Origin of the sequence: Nonomuraea sp. CA-141351 (genome assembly GCF_050944675.1) — a bacterium.
GTDB lineage: Bacteria > Actinomycetota > Actinomycetes > Streptosporangiales > Streptosporangiaceae > Nonomuraea.
On sequence record NZ_CP191982.1, the window covers coordinates 1,098,859 to 1,115,697 of the forward strand.

At 70.9% G+C, this 16,839-nt stretch carries 15 protein-coding genes; 9 read left to right on the forward strand and 6 right to left on the reverse strand.

Annotation, left to right across the window (positions count from 1 at the left end; genetic code table 11):
• Positions 1-397: 397 nt before the first annotated feature.
• Genes guaB through ACQPWU_RS05795 form a run of 6 tightly spaced genes read left to right on the forward strand, consistent with a single transcriptional unit; the run spans position 398 to position 6,118 of the window.
• Positions 398-1,879, forward strand: a complete 1,482-nt coding sequence (gene guaB, locus ACQPWU_RS05770; RefSeq protein ID WP_360686095.1) for an IMP dehydrogenase — start codon at positions 398-400, stop codon at positions 1,877-1,879.
• Between the two features lie 4 nt (positions 1,880-1,883).
• Complete coding sequence (locus tag ACQPWU_RS05775; protein ID WP_433437390.1) at positions 1,884-3,005, forward strand: GuaB3 family IMP dehydrogenase-related protein; 1,122 nt, start codon at positions 1,884-1,886, stop codon at positions 3,003-3,005.
• Between the two features lie 5 nt (positions 3,006-3,010).
• Positions 3,011-4,207 carry an RNA polymerase sigma factor gene (locus ACQPWU_RS05780; RefSeq protein ID WP_433437392.1) on the forward strand — a complete coding sequence of 399 codons (1,197 nt, stop codon included), beginning with the start codon at positions 3,011-3,013 and terminating at the stop codon, positions 4,205-4,207.
• A complete protein-coding gene (locus tag ACQPWU_RS05785) occupies positions 4,204-4,884 on the forward strand; it encodes an SDR family oxidoreductase (protein WP_433437394.1) in 681 nt (226 codons plus the stop codon). The genes ACQPWU_RS05780 and ACQPWU_RS05785 overlap by 4 nt, the downstream gene beginning before the upstream one ends.
• A gap of 26 nt (positions 4,885-4,910) precedes the next feature.
• Positions 4,911-5,687: a phosphotransferase family protein gene (locus tag ACQPWU_RS05790; RefSeq protein WP_433437396.1), complete on the forward strand. Its 777-nt coding sequence runs from the start codon at positions 4,911-4,913 to the stop codon at positions 5,685-5,687.
• A complete protein-coding gene (locus ACQPWU_RS05795; RefSeq protein WP_433437398.1) occupies positions 5,684-6,118 on the forward strand; it encodes a GNAT family N-acetyltransferase in 435 nt (144 codons plus the stop codon). Before ACQPWU_RS05790 ends, ACQPWU_RS05795 begins: the two co-directional genes overlap by 4 nt.
• On the opposite strand, the gene ACQPWU_RS05800 is transcribed toward ACQPWU_RS05795, so the two are convergent.
• From ACQPWU_RS05800 to ACQPWU_RS05815, 4 genes are read right to left on the reverse strand one after another with little or no spacing between them, the layout of a single operon-like run.
• Entirely contained in the window at positions 6,108-6,932 is an 825-nt protein-coding gene (locus ACQPWU_RS05800; RefSeq protein WP_360686111.1) for a class II fructose-bisphosphate aldolase, read from the reverse strand. The genes ACQPWU_RS05795 and ACQPWU_RS05800 overlap by 11 nt on opposite strands.
• A 10-nt stretch (positions 6,933-6,942) precedes the next feature.
• On the reverse strand, positions 6,943-7,851 hold the full coding sequence (locus ACQPWU_RS05805) for a 1-phosphofructokinase family hexose kinase (protein WP_433437400.1): 909 nt from the start codon (positions 7,849-7,851) through the stop codon (positions 6,943-6,945).
• Positions 7,848-8,984 carry an N-acetylglucosamine-6-phosphate deacetylase gene (nagA, locus tag ACQPWU_RS05810; protein ID WP_433437402.1) on the reverse strand — a complete coding sequence of 379 codons (1,137 nt, stop codon included), beginning with the start codon at positions 8,982-8,984 and terminating at the stop codon, positions 7,848-7,850. The genes ACQPWU_RS05805 and nagA overlap by 4 nt, the downstream gene beginning before the upstream one ends.
• Positions 8,981-9,853 (reverse strand): SIS domain-containing protein, encoded by an 873-nt coding sequence (locus ACQPWU_RS05815; RefSeq protein WP_433437403.1) that lies wholly within the window; start codon positions 9,851-9,853, stop codon positions 8,981-8,983. Before ACQPWU_RS05815 ends, nagA begins: the two co-directional genes overlap by 4 nt.
• A gap of 130 nt (positions 9,854-9,983) precedes the next feature.
• Here ACQPWU_RS05815 and ACQPWU_RS05820 point away from each other — a divergent pair, with 130 nt between their 5' ends.
• From ACQPWU_RS05820 to ACQPWU_RS05830, 3 genes are all read left to right on the forward strand, one after another.
• Positions 9,984-10,754, forward strand: coding sequence for a DeoR/GlpR family DNA-binding transcription regulator (locus tag ACQPWU_RS05820; RefSeq protein WP_433437405.1), 771 nt, complete (start codon positions 9,984-9,986; stop codon positions 10,752-10,754).
• A 363-nt stretch (positions 10,755-11,117) separates the two neighbouring features.
• Positions 11,118-12,794 (forward strand): glycerol-3-phosphate dehydrogenase/oxidase, encoded by a 1,677-nt coding sequence (locus ACQPWU_RS05825; RefSeq protein WP_433445164.1) that lies wholly within the window; start codon positions 11,118-11,120, stop codon positions 12,792-12,794.
• Positions 12,791-13,270 carry a DinB family protein gene (locus ACQPWU_RS05830; protein WP_433437407.1) on the forward strand — a complete coding sequence of 160 codons (480 nt, stop codon included), beginning with the start codon at positions 12,791-12,793 and terminating at the stop codon, positions 13,268-13,270. Before ACQPWU_RS05825 ends, ACQPWU_RS05830 begins: the two co-directional genes overlap by 4 nt.
• A 61-nt stretch (positions 13,271-13,331) precedes the next feature.
• Here ACQPWU_RS05830 and ACQPWU_RS05835 read toward each other — a convergent pair whose 3' ends face one another.
• Positions 13,332-14,579, reverse strand: coding sequence for a S8 family serine peptidase (locus ACQPWU_RS05835; protein ID WP_433437408.1), 1,248 nt, complete (start codon positions 14,577-14,579; stop codon positions 13,332-13,334).
• A 159-nt stretch (positions 14,580-14,738) separates the two neighbouring features.
• On the reverse strand, positions 14,739-16,814 hold the full coding sequence (locus tag ACQPWU_RS05840; protein WP_433437410.1) for a beta-propeller domain-containing protein: 2,076 nt from the start codon (positions 16,812-16,814) through the stop codon (positions 14,739-14,741).
• Between the last annotated feature and the right edge of the window lie 25 nt (positions 16,815-16,839).

Genomic DNA, 16,839 nt, shown 5'->3' on the forward strand with positions numbered 1-16,839 from the left:
GGAGGGGGGTTCGGTGGCGTAGGGCGCTGCCTCACCCGGATGCCGGTGGCCGGGAGATGGGACGGATCACCGACCGGCCCATCTCCCGGCACTTTTCATGCCGGGGGTACGACGGGCCGTGGGGGTCATCGTGCTCCCGGCATCCCTTCCGGCATCAGCTGAGGGCATGGGTGCCACGCCGGCGAGGCGCGGTGTGGAGGGGGCGTCGGCGGGGCCGTGAGGGGTGGCGGCGTGAGGCGCGATGGGGGGCGTCGGGGCAGCGTGGCGGGGGTGCGGGCGTAGCCGGGTCCGGGGTGTGCGGGGCTCGAGGTGGGCGTCGGTGTGGGCGCTGGGGCGCGGTTTGGAGGCAGGGCCTAGACTTGGCTCAATCAGAGCAACGGCAGGAGGGGGCCGCAGCATGTCCAAGTTCACCGAGATGGGTTTGACCTTCGATGACGTGCTGCTGGTGCCCGCATATTCAGACCTGCAACCGGGCGAGGCCGACACCAGCTCCCGCCTGTCCCGCAACATCACGTTGTCCATCCCGCTGGTCTCCGCGGCCATGGACACCGTCACCGAGGCCCGCATGGCGGTCGCCATGGCCCGCCAGGGCGGCATCGGCATCCTGCACCGCAACCTGTCGGTCGAGGAGCAGGCCCAGCAGGTCGACCTGGTCAAGCGGTCCGAGGCCGGCATGGTGACCAATCCGGTGACCTGCAGCCCCAACGACACACTGGCCGACGTCGAGCGGCTCTGTGGCACGTACCGGATCTCGGGTGTGCCCGTGACGGACGTGGACGGCACGCTGCTCGGGATCGTGACAAACCGCGACATGCGCTTCGAGACGGACCAGTCCCGCCTCGTACGCGAGGTCATGACCAAGATGCCGCTCGTCACCGCCCCGGTGGGCGTGTCGCGCGACGAGGCGTTCGCCCTGCTCAGGCAGAACAAGATCGAGAAGCTGCCCCTGGTCGACTCCGACGGCAGGCTGCGCGGCCTGATCACGGTCAAGGACTTCACCAAGAGCGAGCAGTACCCGCTTTCCACCAAGGACGCCGACGGCCGGTTGATCGTGGGGGCGGCCGTCGGCGTCGGTGGCGACGCCGAGCTGCGGGCCAAGGCGCTGATCGAGGCCGGCGTCGACGTGGTGGTCGTCGACGTGGCCCACGGTCACTCCAAGGGCCTGGCCGACATGGTCGGCAAGATCAAGGCCAACAGCAAGGTCGAGGTCGTCGCCGGCAACATCGCGACCAGGGCCGGGGCGCAGATGCTGGTCGACGCGGGTGCGGACGCGGTCAAGGTGGGGGTCGGGCCCGGCTCGATCTGCACCACGCGGGTGGTGGCCGGGGTCGGCGCGCCGCAGGTCACGGCCATCTACGAGGCATCCAGGGCGTGCGGGCCCGCGGGCGTGCCGGTCATCGGCGACGGCGGCCTCCAGTACTCCGGCGACATCGTCAAGGCCATCGCGGCCGGCGCGGACACGGTCATGCTGGGCTCGCTGCTCGCCGGGTGCGAGGAGTCCCCGGGTGAGCTGATCTTCATCAACGGCAAGCAGTTCAAGTCGTATCGCGGCATGGGGTCGCTCGGCGCCGTGCGCAACCGCGAGCGTGGCGGCACCTCCTTCAGCAAGGACCGCTACGCCCAGGCCGACGTCGGCGGCGAGGACAAGTACATCCCCGAGGGCATCGAGGGCCAGGTGCCCTACCGCGGCCCGGTCGCGGCGGTCGCCCACCAGCTCGTCGGGGGCCTGCGCCAGGGCATGTGGTACGCCGGCTGCCGCACGATCGTGCAGATGCACACCGACGGGCAGCTCATGCCGATCACGTCGGCGGGCCTCAAGGAGAGCCACCCCCACGACATCCAGATGACCGTGGAAGCTCCGAACTATCACAGAAGGTAAGTTCATGACTCAGCAGGTGGAGATCGGCCGGGGTAAGGCCGGGCGGCGGGCGTACTCGCTTGACGAGATCGGCCTGGTTCCCTCGCGGCGCACCCGGGACCCGGAGGAGGTCTCGATCGCCTGGCAGATCGACGCCTACCGGTTCGAGCTGCCGGTAGTGGTCGCCCCCATGGACAGCGTGGTGTCACCGGCCACCGCGATCGAGATCGGCCGGCTCGGCGGTCTCGCGCCGCTCGACCTCGAAGGGCTCTGGACGCGGTACGAGGATCCCTCCCCGCTGCTGGAGGAGTGCGCCGCCCTCGACGCGGCGGCGGCCACCAAGCGGCTCCAGGAGATCTACGCGGCCCCCATCCAGGAGGAGCTGATCGGCCGGCGGATCGAGGAGATCCGCGCTTCCGGCGTGACCGCCGCTGTGCGGCTGTCACCGCAGCGCACGGTCCAGTACCACAAGGCCGTGATCGACGCCGGCGTCGACATCTTCGTCATCCGCGGCACCACCGTGTCGGCCGAGCACGTGTCGGGCCGGGCCGAGCCGCTCAACCTCAAGCAGTTCATCTACGAGCTCGACGTGCCGGTCATCGTGGGCGGCTGCGCGACGTACACCGCGGCCCTGCACCTCATGCGCACGGGCGCGGCGGGCGTGCTGGTGGGCTTCGGCGGCGGCGCCTCGCACACGACCCGCAACGTGCTGGGGGTGGCCGTGCCGATGGCCACCGCGATCTCCGACGTGGCGGCGGCGCGGCGCGACTACATGGACGAGTCGGGCGGGCGTTACGTGCACGTGATCGCCGACGGCGGCATGGGCACCTCCGGCGACATCGCCAAGGCCATCGCGTGCGGGGCCGACGCCGTGATGGTGGGCTCGCCGCTGGCGCGGGCGGCCGAGGCCCCCGGCCACGGGTTCCACTGGGGCTCGGAGGCGCATCACCCGGACCTGCCGCGTGGGCGCCGGGTCGAGTTCGGCACGGTCGGCACGCTCGAGCAGATCCTGCACGGGCCGTCGAGCGTGGCGGACGGCTCGATGAACCTGATGGGCGCGCTGAAGCGGACCATGGCCTCCACCGGTTACTCGGACATCAAGGAGTTCCAGCGGGTCGAGGTCGTGGTGGCTCCGATCCAGCGCTGACGCTCATGTCGGAGGCCGCGGTCGAGCGGGTGTTCCGCGAGGAGTACGGCAGGGCGGTCGCCGTGCTCGTGCGTGTCTTCGGCGACATCGACGTCGCCGAGGAGGCGGTGCAGGAGGCCTTCAGCGTGGCGGTGAAGCAGTGGCCGTCCTCTGGGGTGCCGCCCAGCCCGGCTGGATGGATCATCACGACCGCGCGTAACCGGGCCATCGACCGGTTGCGCAGGGAGTCGGCGCGGCCTGGCAAATATGCGCAGGCCGCGCTGCTGCAGGCCGCCGGCGAGCCCCAGGACGTGGGGGCCGTACACGACGACCGGCTGCGGCTGATCTTCACCTGCTGTCACCCCGCGCTCGCCACGCATGCGCGGGTAGCTCTCACGCTCCGGCTGCTCGGCGGGCTGACGACGACGGAGATCGCCCGCGCGTTCCTGGTGCCGGAGCCGACCATGGCGCAGCGCCTGGTCAGGGCGAAGAGCAAGATCCGCGGTGCCCGGATCCCGTACCGGGTCCCGGAGGAGGCCGATCTGCCCGAACGGCTGCGGGCGGTGCTGGCCGTGGTCTACCTGATCTTCAACGAGGGGTACACGGCCAGCTCCGGCGATCGGCTGGTCCGGGAGGACCTGTGTGCCGAGGCCATCCGGCTCGGCCGGCTGCTGGCCGAGCTCATGCCGGACGAGCCCGAGGTCATGGGGCTGCTCGCGCTCATGCTGCTGACCGAGTCGCGGCGCGCGGCCCGTACGTCCGAAGGGGGCGAGCTGGTGCCGCTCGCCGAGCAGGACCGGGAGTCCTGGGATCGCGCGCTCATCGCCGAGGGGCAGGAGATGGTCCGGTGGTGCCTGCGGCGCAACGAGCCCGGCCCGTACCAGATCCAGGCTGCGATCAACGCCGTGCACAGCGACGCGACGGCGGCGAAGGACACGGACTGGCGGCAGATCGTGCAGCTGTACGACCTGCTGGCGACCTTCGATCCCGGGCCGGTCGTGGCGGTCCACCGGGCGGTGGCCGTGGCCGAGGTGGAGGGGCCCGAAGCGGCGCTGGGGCTGCTCGAAGGGCCCGATGATTACTACTTGTTCCACGCGGTCAGGGCCGATCTGCTGCGGCGGCTCGGGCGCGAGGAGGAGGCCGCGGCGGCGTACGAGGCGGCGATCGCGCGGGCGGGCAATGAGGTGGAGCGGGACTTCCTGCGGAGACGGGCGGGGTCATGACAAGGATCTGCGTGGTCACGGGGGCCAACCGGGGGATCGGGCTCGAGGTGGCCCGGCAGCTCGCGTTGGCCGGCGACACCGTGGTGCTGACGGCCAGGGACCTGCGGAAGGCCGAGAAGGCCGCCGCCGGGCTGCACGGGGCGGTGGAGGCCCGGCAGCTCGACGTGTCCGATCCCGGGTCCGTCGAGAGGTTCGCCCGCGAGCTGGCTCACGATCGGGTCGACGTGCTGGTCAACAACGCGGCCATTCACTACGACACCTGGCAGCGGGCCTCCGGCGCGGATCTGGGCGTCGTACAGGAGGCGCTGGACACGAATCTGCTGGGGGCGTGGCGGGTGACGCAGGCGCTGCTGCCGCTGCTGCGGGCAAGCGAGCACGGCCGGGTGGTGAACGTCTCCAGCGAGGCCGGGTCGCTGGCCTCCATGGGGGCGGGGACGCCTGCCTACGCGGTCTCCAAGGCCGCGCTCAACGCGCTCACCAAGATGCTCGCCGCCGAGCTGCGCGGCGAGGGGATCCTGGTCAACGCGGTCTGCCCCGGGTGGGTCGCGACCGACATGGGCGGCCCTGGCGGGCGGCCGGTCGCGGAGGGCGCGAAGAGCGTGTTGTGGGCGGTCGATCTGCCGGACGGCGGGCCGGCCGGAGGGTTCTTCCGCGACGGGCGCGCGCTGCCCTGGTGATCATGGGCGTGGCCTAGCATGCGGGCATGGCCGACCTTCGCCACACGCACGAGCTGGCCTTCGCCGGCGACGTGGTCATCAAGCGCTACATGGACACCAAGCCCGGCGCTGCCGAGCGCGAGTGGCGCGCGCTGAACCTGCTGGCCGAGTACGCCCCAGGCCTGGCCCCCGAGCCGATCGGCTACGAGGACGGCGTGGTGACGATGTCCCGGATCGACGGGGTGCCGCTGCGCGGGCTGCTCGCGAAGACCGTGCATGTCGCGGCGCTGGTCGAGGCGCTCACCGAGCTGCACACGTCGGTGCCGCCCGACGTGCTCCAGACCGTCCCTCTGCGCCCGTGGCAGCTCGAGGCGGTCGCCGACTGGGTACGGCGGCGCGGCGCAAGCTGGGAGCCGAGGGACCCGCTGGCGGACCGGGCGGTGAAGGAGGGCCTGCGGTGGCTGGAGGGCTGGTCGCCGGGCGAGTCGGGGATCACGCCCGCGTTCGGGGCGGGCGACGGCAACCTGGCGAACTTCCTGTGGGACGGCGTACGCGTCCGCATCGTCGACTACGAGGACTCGGGGCGCAGCGACCTGGCCTTCGAGCTGGCGGAGATGGCCGAGCACGTGTCGATGTGGGTGGACGGCGAGGTGGAGATCGCCCACCGGTTCGAGCTGAGCCCGCGGGAGGAGCGGCGGCTGCGCGAATGCCGCAAGGTGCATGCCATGGTCTGGTTGTTCCTGCTCTCGCGCGAGCACCCACGCAATCCGCCGGGCACCTTCCGGCGACAGGTCGAACGCGTGCTGGCAACATTGGGTGCATGAGACTGGCAGGGAGCGCCGACAAGGCCGTCGTGGAACGCCTGGTGCACGACGCCTACTCGCCGTGGATCGAGGTCATCGGCATGCGGCCGCTGCCGATGGAGGCCGACTACGCCGCGCTCATCGACGCGGGCCGGGTGCACGTCACCGACGAGCTCGACGGGCTCATCGTGCTCGTCCCCGAGGACGGCGTCCTGCTGGTGGAGAACGTCGCCGTGCGCCCCGACCGCCAGGGCGAGGGCCTCGGGCGCGCGCTCATGGCGTACGCCGAGGAGGAGGCGCGCAGGCTGGGGCTGCCCGCGCTGCGCCTCTACACGAACGTCAAGATGGCCGCCAACATCGCGCTATACGAGTCGCTCGGCTACGTCGAGACCGGCCGTCAGGGCGTCGAGGGCCGCTCCGCGGTGATGATGCGCAAGCAGCTCACCCTGTGAGGACTCCAAGGAGGTGGCTGACCTCCCTGGCCACCGCGTCCCGCCCGGCCTTGAGGTATTTGCGGGAGTCGACGACGCGCTCGTCGTGGGCCAGGTAGTCGCGTACGGCGCCGGTGAACGCCTTGTTCAGGTGCGTCGCGATGTTGATCTTCTTCATGCCGTTCCGTACGGCCTCGCGCAGCACGTCGTCGGGCACCCCTGACGAGCCGTGCAGCACGAGGGGCACCGGCACCGCGGCCCGCAGCTCGGCGATGAGCTCCAGGTCCAGCACCGCGTCCTTGGTCGTCATGGCGTGGGAGGTGCCCACGGCCACGGCCAGCGCGTCGACGCCGGTCCTGGTCACGTAGTCGACCGCCTCGTGCGGCTTGGTACGCGCGCCGGGGGCGTGCACACCGTCCTTGCCCCCGACCTCGCCCAGCTCGGCCTCCACCCACACGCCTCGCTCGTGGCACCAGGCGGCGACCTCGGCGGTCGAGCGGACGTTCTCCTCGTCGGGCAGCGCCGAGGCGTCGTACATGACCGAGCCCAGGCCCAGCTCCACCGCCTCCTCCACGAGCGCCCGGTCGGTGGCGTGGTCGAGGTGGACGGCGACCGGCACCTCGGCGCGCCTGGCGACCGCCAGGGAGGCCAGCGCGACGGGCTCCAGCGCGCCGTGGTAGCGGACGCAGTTTTCGCTGATCTGCAGCACGACCGGCAGGCCCAGGGCCTCGGCGCCGGCCACGATGGCGGTGGCGTGCTCGAGCTGGATCACGTTGAACGCGCCCACCCCTGCGGGGGACTGGCTGACGATGTCGCCGATGGCGGCGAGGGGCATGACGTGCTCCTTACGTGATGATGATCTGGGGATGTATGTCGGCGTACACGTCGGGGTCGAAGTCGCCGGCCACGGGCGCGGCCACGGCGGCCGCGCCCAGCGCCGCCGCCCGCCTGAGGCTGTCGGGCCACGGCGCCGACTCCACCAGGCCCAGCGCCAGCCCGGCGACGAGCGAGTCGCCCGCCCCCGTCGGGTTGCCCCTCACTTCGTACGGCATGCGTGCCGTGAACGTTCCCTCCCCGGTGACCGCCAGCAGCCCTTCGGCGCCCATGGACACCACCACGGCCTCGGCGCCCTGGCTGCGCAGCGCCTGGGCGCCCTCAGCCGGGGTGCCGCCGGGCACGGCCCTGGCCAGCTCCTCCTTGTTGGGCTTGACCACGGAGGGACGGCCCTTGGGGGCGTGGCGCAGGGGGTCGCCGTCGGCGTCGACGATCGCCGGAACTCCGCGGTCCGCGGCGATGGAGGCCAGCGTGGCGTAGGTGTCGGCGGGGACGCCGCGGGGGAGGCTGCCCGAGATCACGACCGCGTCGGCTGTGGCCAGCAGCGACTCGTAGCGCCGCACGAAGCCCGCCAGCTCGCCGGAGGTGACCTCGGGTCCCGGCTCGTTGAACAGCGCGGTGCGCGTCCCCCGCTGCTCCGAGACGGCCAGCGTGGTGCGGGAGTCGGCGGCGATGGCGCACAGCGCGCCGGGCAGGCCCGCCGCCCGCAGGTCGTCCTCGATCGCCTGCCCGGTGGGCCCGCCCGCCAGCCCGGTGACCAGCACGTCGTGGCCGAGCGCGGCCAGCACCCGGGCCACGTTGACGCCCTTGCCGCCCGCCCGCCTGTGGACCGCGCTGACCCGGTTGACCCCGTCCCAGTCCACGTCCGGGACCTGGTAGGTCACGTCGAGAGCGGCGTTGAGCGTAACGGTGAGGATCATCGGGGCTCCGTGACCCAGACGCCGTCCTTCATCACCCCGGCCACCTCCAGCGAGTCGGACAGCACGACCAGGTCGGCCGCCTTGCCCACGGCTATCGAGCCGATCCTGTCGGCCAGCCCCAGCACCCGCGCGGGCGTCAGGGATGCCACCTGGACCGCGTCGGGCAGCGACATCCCGACCTCCTGGACGCTGCGCCGGAACGCGACGTCCATGGTCAGCGTGGACCCCGCGATCGAGCCGCCCTCGACCAGCCTGGCCACGCCGTTGTCCACCCGCACCCGCATGGGGCCGAGCACGTAGTCGCCGTCGCCGAGCCCGGTGGCCGACATCGCGTCCGTGATCAGCGTCGTCCGGCCGGGGCCCGCCACCTCGTACGCCAGGCGCAGCATGGCCGGATGCACGTGCACGCCGTCGTTGATCAGCTCGACCGTCACCCGCTCGTCGTCGAGCAGCGCGGCCACCGGGCCGGGCGCGCGGTGGCCGAGCGGCGGCATCGCGTTGTAGAGGTGGGTGGCCACGCTCGCGCCCGCCTCGATGCCTTCGAGCGTCGTGTCGTAGTCGGCGTCGCTGTGGCCGAGCGCCGCGATCACGCCTTCCGCGGCGGCCATGCGGATCGTGTCGAGCGCCCCGGGCAGCTCGGCCGCGATGGTCACCATGTGCACGTGTCCGCGCCCCGCCTTCACCAGCTGCGCGAACTCCCGCGGCGACGGCTCGCGCAGCAGCGTCGGGTCGTGCGCGCCGCAGCGGGCCTTGGAGATGTACGGGCCCTCGAAGTGGATGCCGGCCAGCAGCCCTTCCTCGCACAGCTCGGCCAGCGCCGACGCGGCCCGGGTCAGGCCGTCGAGCGAGTCGGTGACGAGGCTGGCCATCGTCGTGGTGGTGCCGTGGCGCCGGTGCAGCTCGACGGCCTCACGTGCCTTGTCCTGCTCGCCGGTCGGGAACGAGCCGCCCGCCCCGCCGTGGTTGTGGATGTCCACGAACCCCGGGATGACGTGCCGCCCGCCCACGCTCAGGCCCTGACTTGGGGCGGATCCGCGGCCGACATGCGTGATGCGGCCGTCTTCGATGGTCAGCCACCCCTCGTGGACTCCCTCAGGGGTCACGATCCTGGCGTCGGCAAGAGTAAGGCTCATGAAGAAAGGATCACAGATCGCGTGAGGTGCATGGGCTCGTCGGGGTTCAGCCCTTGGGCGAACGCCCTGGCGACGGCCACCCGCTGCGCCCGGATCAGCTCGGCCATCGGGTCGAGCGCGGTCTCGAAGAACGTCCCGCCGGTCTCCTCGACCTGCCCGCGCAGGCCCTCGGGCGCGGTGCCGAGCATCCACGTCACGCGTCCGGGGGCGGCGATGCTGATCGGGCCGTGCCGGTACTCCATCGCCGGGTACGCCTCCGTCCACGAGCGGGACGCCTCACGCATCTTCAGCGCGGCCTCCTGCGCCAGGCCGACCGACCAGCCGGTGCCGAGGAAGCTGAACTGCTCGGCCTTCACCAGCTCGTCCGGCAGCGGCGCGGCCAGGGCCTCCTCGGCGTCATCGATGGCCTGCGTGAGATCCTCGCCGAGGCTGGCGCGCAGCAGGGCGAGCTGCGTGGTCGCGAACCTGGTCTGCACGACCGACCGCTCGTCGGCGTAATCGAGCACGACGACCTCTTCGGCGGCCTTCATGATCGGCGTGTTGGGGTCGGCGGTGATGGCCGTGGTCTTCGTGGTCGTCCTGGCGAGCAGCTCCAGCACCTCGGTCGTGGTGCCGGAACGGGTCAGGGCGAGGACGCGGTCGTACGAGCGGCCGGCGGGGACCTCGGAGGCGGCGAAGGCGTCGGTCTCGCCGTGCCCGGCCCGCTCGCGCAGCACGGCGTACGCCATCGCGATGAACCACGACGTGCCGCAGCCGACGACGGCGACCCGCTCGCCCTGGCGCGGCAACGCGTCGGCGGGAACGCTCGCGACGGCGCGGCGCCAGCACGACGGCTGGGACGCGATCTCGGCTTCGGTGTGGGTGGTCACCCTTTGCCTCCCGGCGATTGATTGTTTCTGCTGGTTTTATACCAGGAAAGTGCATTAATGGACACCAGTCGCTCTGGCCTGGGCCGTTGTGCCACGCTTGCCCTTGTCCCCATTGCCCCTAGGAGGCCTCGTGTCCCGCTACGACCGCTGGAACGCCATCCTCGAGCTGCTGGCCCAGGAGGGCAGGCTGTCGGTGGAGGAGGCCGCCCAGGCGCTCGACGTCTCCACCGCGACGATCAGGCGGGATTTCGACCAACTCGCGCAGCAGCAGATGCTCATGCGCACGCGGGGCGGGGCGGTCGCGCAGAGCGTGAGCTACGACCTGCCGCTGCGGTACAAGACGGCCAGGCATGCCGACGAGAAGCACCGCATCGCCAACGCGGCGGCCCAGTTGGTGACGCCCGGGGCCGTGGTGGGGCTCAACGGCGGCACCACCACGTCCGAGCTGGCGCGCACGCTGGCGACGATGTCGACGCTGGAGAGCGGGTTCACGATCGTCACGAACGCGCTGAACATCGCGGCCGAGCTGACCGTCCGGCAGCACGTCAAGATCGTGGTGACGGGTGGGGTGGCCAGGCAGCAGTCGTACGAGCTCATCGGGCCCCTGGCGACCGGGGTGCTGGAGCAGGTGACGCTGGATGTGGCGTTCCTGGGCGTGGACGCGCTGGACGTCGAGGTGGGCGCTTCGGCGCATCACGAAGGAGAGGCCAGCGTCAACAACCTGCTGATCAGCCGGGCGGCGCAGGTCGTCGTGGTGGCGGACTCCTCCAAGATCGGCAAGCGGGCGTTTTCGCGGATCTGCCCCATTGGTCAGATCGACACGCTGGTCACCGACGCTCAGCTCTCCGATGCGCTGGCCGGGGAGCTCACGGACGCCGGGGTGAAGGTCGTCCGCGCCTGACCCGCCGTCGTCGCTTGCGAGGGCGTTGCGGGTCGGGTGAGCGCCGCGCACGGCCGCCCCGCCGTCGTCCCTTCTGGCCCATGGGGGAGAGGAGGGCCTCCGAGAGCGGCCGGCGCCCCTTCTCTCGTCCGAAGGACGGAAGGGACGACGGGGGGCTCGCCCCGAACGGGCCTCAGCCGAAGGGCGGAGAGGAGGGCGGGTGCGGGGTGGACCTGCACCGGGCTGGGCGGTGGCGTTACAGGGGAAGGGCCCCGAGGGTAGGTATGGAGCGCAGGCGACGAAGCCGTACCAGGGGGAAATATGACACCGGCAAGGTGCGTGGCTCGGCTCGGGCCAGCGGAGCGGACCGAGGCGTTGGAGCGCATGGCCGCCCAGGACTTCGACGTGGTCGTGGTGGGCGGCGGTGTCGTGGGGGCGGGGATCGCGCTCGACGCCGCGACCCGTGGGCTCGACGTGGCCCTGGTCGAGGCCAGGGACTTCGCCTCCGGTACGTCCTCTCGCTCGTCCAAGCTCATCCACGGCGGCCTGCGCTACCTGGAGCAGCTCAACTTCGAGCTGGTGCGCGAGGCCCTGCAGGAGCGTGCGCTGCTGCTGCAGCGGATCGCGCCGCACCTGGTCAGGCCGGTGCCGTTCCTCTTTCCCCTGACTCACTTCGTGTGGGAGCGGCCGTACGTCGGCGCGGGCGTGGCGCTCTACGACACGCTCGGTATCGCGACCGGCATCACCCGCGGCGTGCCGGGCCACCGGCACCTGTCCAGGTCGCGAGCGCTGCGGCTGGCCCCGGCGCTGAAGAAGACCGCCTTCACGGGCGCCGTACAGTACTGGGACGCGCAGGTGGACGACGCGCGTTACGTGACGACCCTGCTGCGCACCGCCGCCACTTACGGCGCCCGCATCGCGCCGCGGGCGCAGGTGGTGGGGTTCCTGCGGGAAGGCGAGCGGGTCACCGGCGTACGCGTGCGCGACCTGGAGCTGGGCGACGGGCTGGAGATACGCGCCCAGCAGGTCGTGAACGCCACCGGCGTCTGGACCGACGACATCCAGCAGCTCGTCGGCGGCCGCGGCCAGATCCACGTACGCGCCTCCAAAGGCATCCACCTCGTGGTGCCCAGGGACCGGATCCACTCGCTGACCGGGATCATCCTGCGTACGGAGAAGTCGGTGCTCTTCGTGATCCCCTGGGGCCGCCACTGGATCATCGGCACCACCGACACCGAGTGGACGCTGGACAAGGTTCACCCGGCCGCCTCCCGCGCGGACATCGACTACCTGCTCGACCACGTGAACGCCGTCCTGTCCACCCCCTTGACCCGCGACGACGTCGAAGGCGTCTACGCGGGGCTGCGGCCGCTGCTGTACGGCGAGTCCGACGACACGTCCAAGCTGTCCAGGGAGCACGTGGTGGCGCACCCGGTGCCGGGCCTGGTGATGCTCGCCGGAGGCAAGTACACGACGTACCGGGTCATGGCCAAGGACGCGGTGGACGCGGTGGTACACGGGCTGGACCAGCGGGTGCCGGGCTCGTGCACCGACCGCATCCCGCTCGCCGGCGCCGAGGGCTACCAGGCGCTGTGGAACTCCAGGCACCGCCTGGCCCAGAACTCGGGGCTGCACGTGGCCAGGATCGAGCACCTGCTGCAGCGCTACGGCTCGATGATCGACGAGGTGCTGGAGCTGATCGAGGGCGACCCGTCGCTGGGGAGGCCGCTGTCGGGGGCCGACGACTACCTGCGCGCCGAGATCGTCTACGCCGCCACCCATGAGGGAGCCAGACATCTCAACGACGTGCTGACCCGGCGTACGCGCATCTCCATCGAGACCTTCCACCGCGGCCTGGCCGTGGCGCAGGAGGCGGCCGAACTGCTGGCCGGGCCGCTCGATTGGGACGGCGAGCAGGTGAAGCGGGAGGTGGAATACTACGCAAAGCGCGTAGAGGCCGAGCGCCGCTCGCAGGAGCAGGACTCCGACCAGGAGGCCGACGCGATCAGGCTCGGCGCGCCGGAGATCGTCCCCGTCGTCCTACCGGAGCATTCCCCATGAGTGAACCCTCCAAGAAGTTGTCGGACCCTCGCCAGTTGCTGGAGGGCTATCTCGACTATTACCGGGAGGAGATCCTGCGCAAGCTGGACGGGTTTCCCGAGCCCGGGTTGAGCCGGGTGCCGTCCGGGTGGACGCCGGTGGCGATGTTGAAGCACCTGGCGAACGTGGAGCGGCGCTGGTTCCAGTGGGACTTCGCGGGCGAGCAGGTGGCGAATCCGAATGGAGACCGCGACGCGGACGGCGCGCTCGTCGCGACCGAGTCGCCGGCGGAGGTCAAGGAGGTCTACCTGGCGCAGTGCGAGCTGTCCAGGCAGATCGTGGCGGGGGCGAGCCTGTCCGACGTGGCCTCGCGGATCGGCAGGTTCCAGCCGCCCAAGGAGCCTCCTACGCTGGGGTGGATCATGTTCCACGTGCTGGAGGAGTACATGCGGCACGCCGGGCACCTCGACATCGCCCGCGAGCTGGCCGAAGCCTGAAGAGAAGGGGGCGGCACGCGGCGCTGCGGGATCCGCGTACCGCCCTTTCCAGGATGGTCTTTTAGTACTGCGTGGAGTCGTGCACGTCGAGCAGCGGCTCCTTGACGCCGTCACCGGAGTCGTCGGTCCAGTTGGAGTTGCCTGTGGAGATCAGCTTGCTCCGTACGGCCAGCGCGCCCGCCCTGTTCGTCGGCTTGCGCGTGCCCGAGGTGAGGATGCCGGCCGCGCCCGCCACGTGGGGGCTGGCCATCGAGGTGCCGCTGATCGTGTTGTAGCCGCCGTTCATCCACGTCGAGTAGATGCAGGTGCCCGGTGCGGTGATCTCGACGGTGGAGCCGTAGTTGGAGTAGAACGCCGAGGTGTCGTCCTGGTCGGTCTCGCTGCGGCACGAGAGCGTGCTGCCTCCCGCGCCGCCGGCCAGGCCGTCGTTGTCGGTCAGCGCCGAGACGGTGACCACGTCCGGGTGGTTGGCGGGGAAGAACGAGGACGTGTTCGCGTGGCTGTTGCCCGCGGCCACGACGACCACGATGCCGGCGTTGACGGCGTTCGTGATCGCGCTGCTGATGGCGCTGCTCGAGCAGCCGCTGCAGCCCAGGCTGAGGTTGATGACCTCGATGGTGGACGCGCGCGCCACGACCCAGTCGATGCCGGCGGCGATGGCGGACAGGGTGCCGGAGCCGGCCGAGTTGAGCACCTTCACGCCGTGGATGCGGGCGCCGGGTGCGACACCGACGGAGCCGACGGTGTTGTCCTTGGCGCCGATGATGCCCGCGACGTGCGAGCCGTGGCCGTTGTCGTCGGTGCCTGAGTTGTTCAGGCAGAGGCCGGTCACGCAGTTGGCGCGGGCGACCACGTTCAGGTCGGGGTGGGTGTAGTCCACGCCGGTGTCGACGACCGCGACGTCCACGTCGATGCGTACGTCATCGACGCCGTCGATGTCCAGGTTCGGGTTGCTGGGGCCGAAGATGCGCCTGACACCCGTGGGCGTGGTCTGTGCGAATGTCGTCACCACGGCATCCGGCTCGACGCTGAGCACGTTCGGGTTCTGCTTGAGCCGCTCGGCGGCGGTCGCGCTCAGGCGGGCGGTGTAGCCCTTGAACGCGTGCTCGTAGACGCCGACGAGCTCGCCGCCGTACTGGGACACCTGGTCCTGGGCGGCGGAGCGGGGTGCCGCCCGCATGGTCGGCTTGAGCTGGACGATGTACGTCTCCTGCGCGGCCTCTTGCGCCGCGGCGAAGACGGGCAGCGGCGTCATGGTTAACGCCAGCGCGCTGACGAGCAATGCGAGCAGGGGGGTGCGTGATCGCATGGCAGCGGGAGCCCTTCCTGGTGAAGGGAGTGGAGGGTCCTGTGAGATGACAAGACCGACCAATCCGACATTACGTGGTTAGTAAAGTTTTCATCACCTGTGAAGGGCTGTCCATGGAAAAAGGTGCCAATTTCGTACGAAATCAGCACCTTTTCTTGCTTAACGCAGCGGGATCCAGGCCTGTTGTGCCAGCGTGGCGGCGTCGTTGACCTGGACGCCGTCGTACGAGAGCGTCCAGAGCGAGTCGCCGATGACCATCGCGCGCTCGATCCCGGCCTGGTTCACCGAATGCTTGATCATGCCGAGCTTCGACACGCCGGAGTCGTCGATCTTCAGCACCAGGGCACCCGACTCGGTCTGCTGGAACAGCGGGATCACCGCCAGGCCGGTCTTGGGCCAGTACAGGAACGCGTGCGGGTCCCACTCGGCCGTCGAGCCCGAGTCCTTCTGGAACAGCTGCGACAGCCTGCGCGGGTTGGCCGGGTCGCTGACGTCGAACAGCGAGATCTGCGTGCCCAGCGTCCTGCCCTTCTCGCTGGCCTCCTGGCCGATGCCGATCAGCCGGCCCTCGGCGCCGGGGTGCAGGTACGCGGAGTAGCCGGTGATCTTCAGCTCGCCCGTCACCTTGGGCGCCGCCGGGTCACGCAGGTCCAGCGTGTAGAGCGGGTCTACCTGCTTGAACGTGACGCAGTAGCCCACCGGGCCGATGAACCTGACGGAGTAGATGCGCTCGCCCTCGCCGAGGCCGCCGACCTCGCCCGTCTTGGCCATGGTGTCGGCCTTGAGCACGTACACGGTGCTGGAGCTGTTCTGGCCGTCCTGAGAGGTGAGCGTGGTCGCGACGCGGAGGTGGCCGTCGTACTCCGACAGCGAGTACTGGTTCAGCAGGCGCCCGGGGACCTTGCCCGAGGCCACGTAGGAGGGCGCGCCGGGCGAGGAGATGTCGAACCGGTGGACCTCCGTCTCCTCCGGCGGAACCGTCGGGGTGGGCTCGGGAAGAGCGGACACCGTGGGGCTGGACTCAGTGGGGCTGGACTCAGTGGGGCTGGACTCAGTGGGGCTGGACTCAGTGGGGCTGGACTCAGTGGGGCTGGACTCAGAAGGGGCATCCGTGGGCGCGGGGTCCGTGCTGGGCCTGGGCTCCGTGGGCGTGGGCTCCTCGGCCGGGGCGACGCCCGACGAGGTCTGCGTGGTCGCCGGGGTGTCCTCCACCGGCCGGAGCACCGGCATCCACCAGCGCGGGTTGCTGGCCACGTAGAGGCTGCCGCCGGTGCCGTACACGGTGTCGCCGTCGGCCGCGAGGCCGATCGGGTCGGTGCCGGCCGCGGTGACGCCCTGCGCGAGGTCGATGGTGTGCACGGTGAGCAGCGACGTGCCGGTGTAGTCGGCGGGGTGACTGATCCGCTCGCACTTCACGGTGTCCTTCTTGACGGTTCCTGACGCGTCCGTGATCTCGATCTTGGGGAGCCAGGCGTCGGCCGGGGCCTTGCGGACCGCCTCCTGGTTGCGCTTGACGCGCTCGGCCTCCGAGGCGTCCTCCTTGATCTCGGGGAACGCGATGTCCGGCTGACTGCGGGTGACCAGCCTGACCGTGGAGCCGACCATCCTGGCGTCCACGTACGAGCCCTGCGGCTTGATCGTGCTCAGCACCTTGGGTTGCCCCGAGAGGTCGACCAGCACGTATTTCGTCTCGCCTGGCCGGACGAAGTCCCTCGCCTTGTACATGATGTCGCCGCCGCGCATCAGCACCAGCGCGCGGTCGCCAGAGACCAGCAGGTCGGCGGGCGGGCCGGGCTGGTCGCCCTCCGTCAGCTTGAGCGATCCGGTGACCTTCCTGGTGGCCGTGTCGATGATCCGCAGGATGCCGTTCGAGACGGTGATGACCCGGTTGCCGTCGGTCTTGACCATGTCGGGCTCGTCCACGCCGGCTTCGTGCACGTTCGTCGTGGAGTGCTCGGGGACGTCCGCCTTCGCGTTGGGGATGGCCGAGCGGGCGTCCTCCGCCAGGGCCGCGAAGGGCATGACGTTGCCGAAGCCGTACGCGGAGACATTCTGGGCGGCGTGCTCGCGCAGCCCGGACAGCAGGTCGTCGCAGCTGGAGTAGGCCACTAGGCGGATCGCACCGAGCGGGCTCGTCTTCAGCCTCGGAGGCGGGCCTCCGGCCGTGGAGGTGCAGGCGACCGTTACCGTCGCGAGCGCCGCGGCGGTCGCGGCCGTACGGATCAGCGTCTTCATGCCCTCATTGACGGCTGTCCCGGCC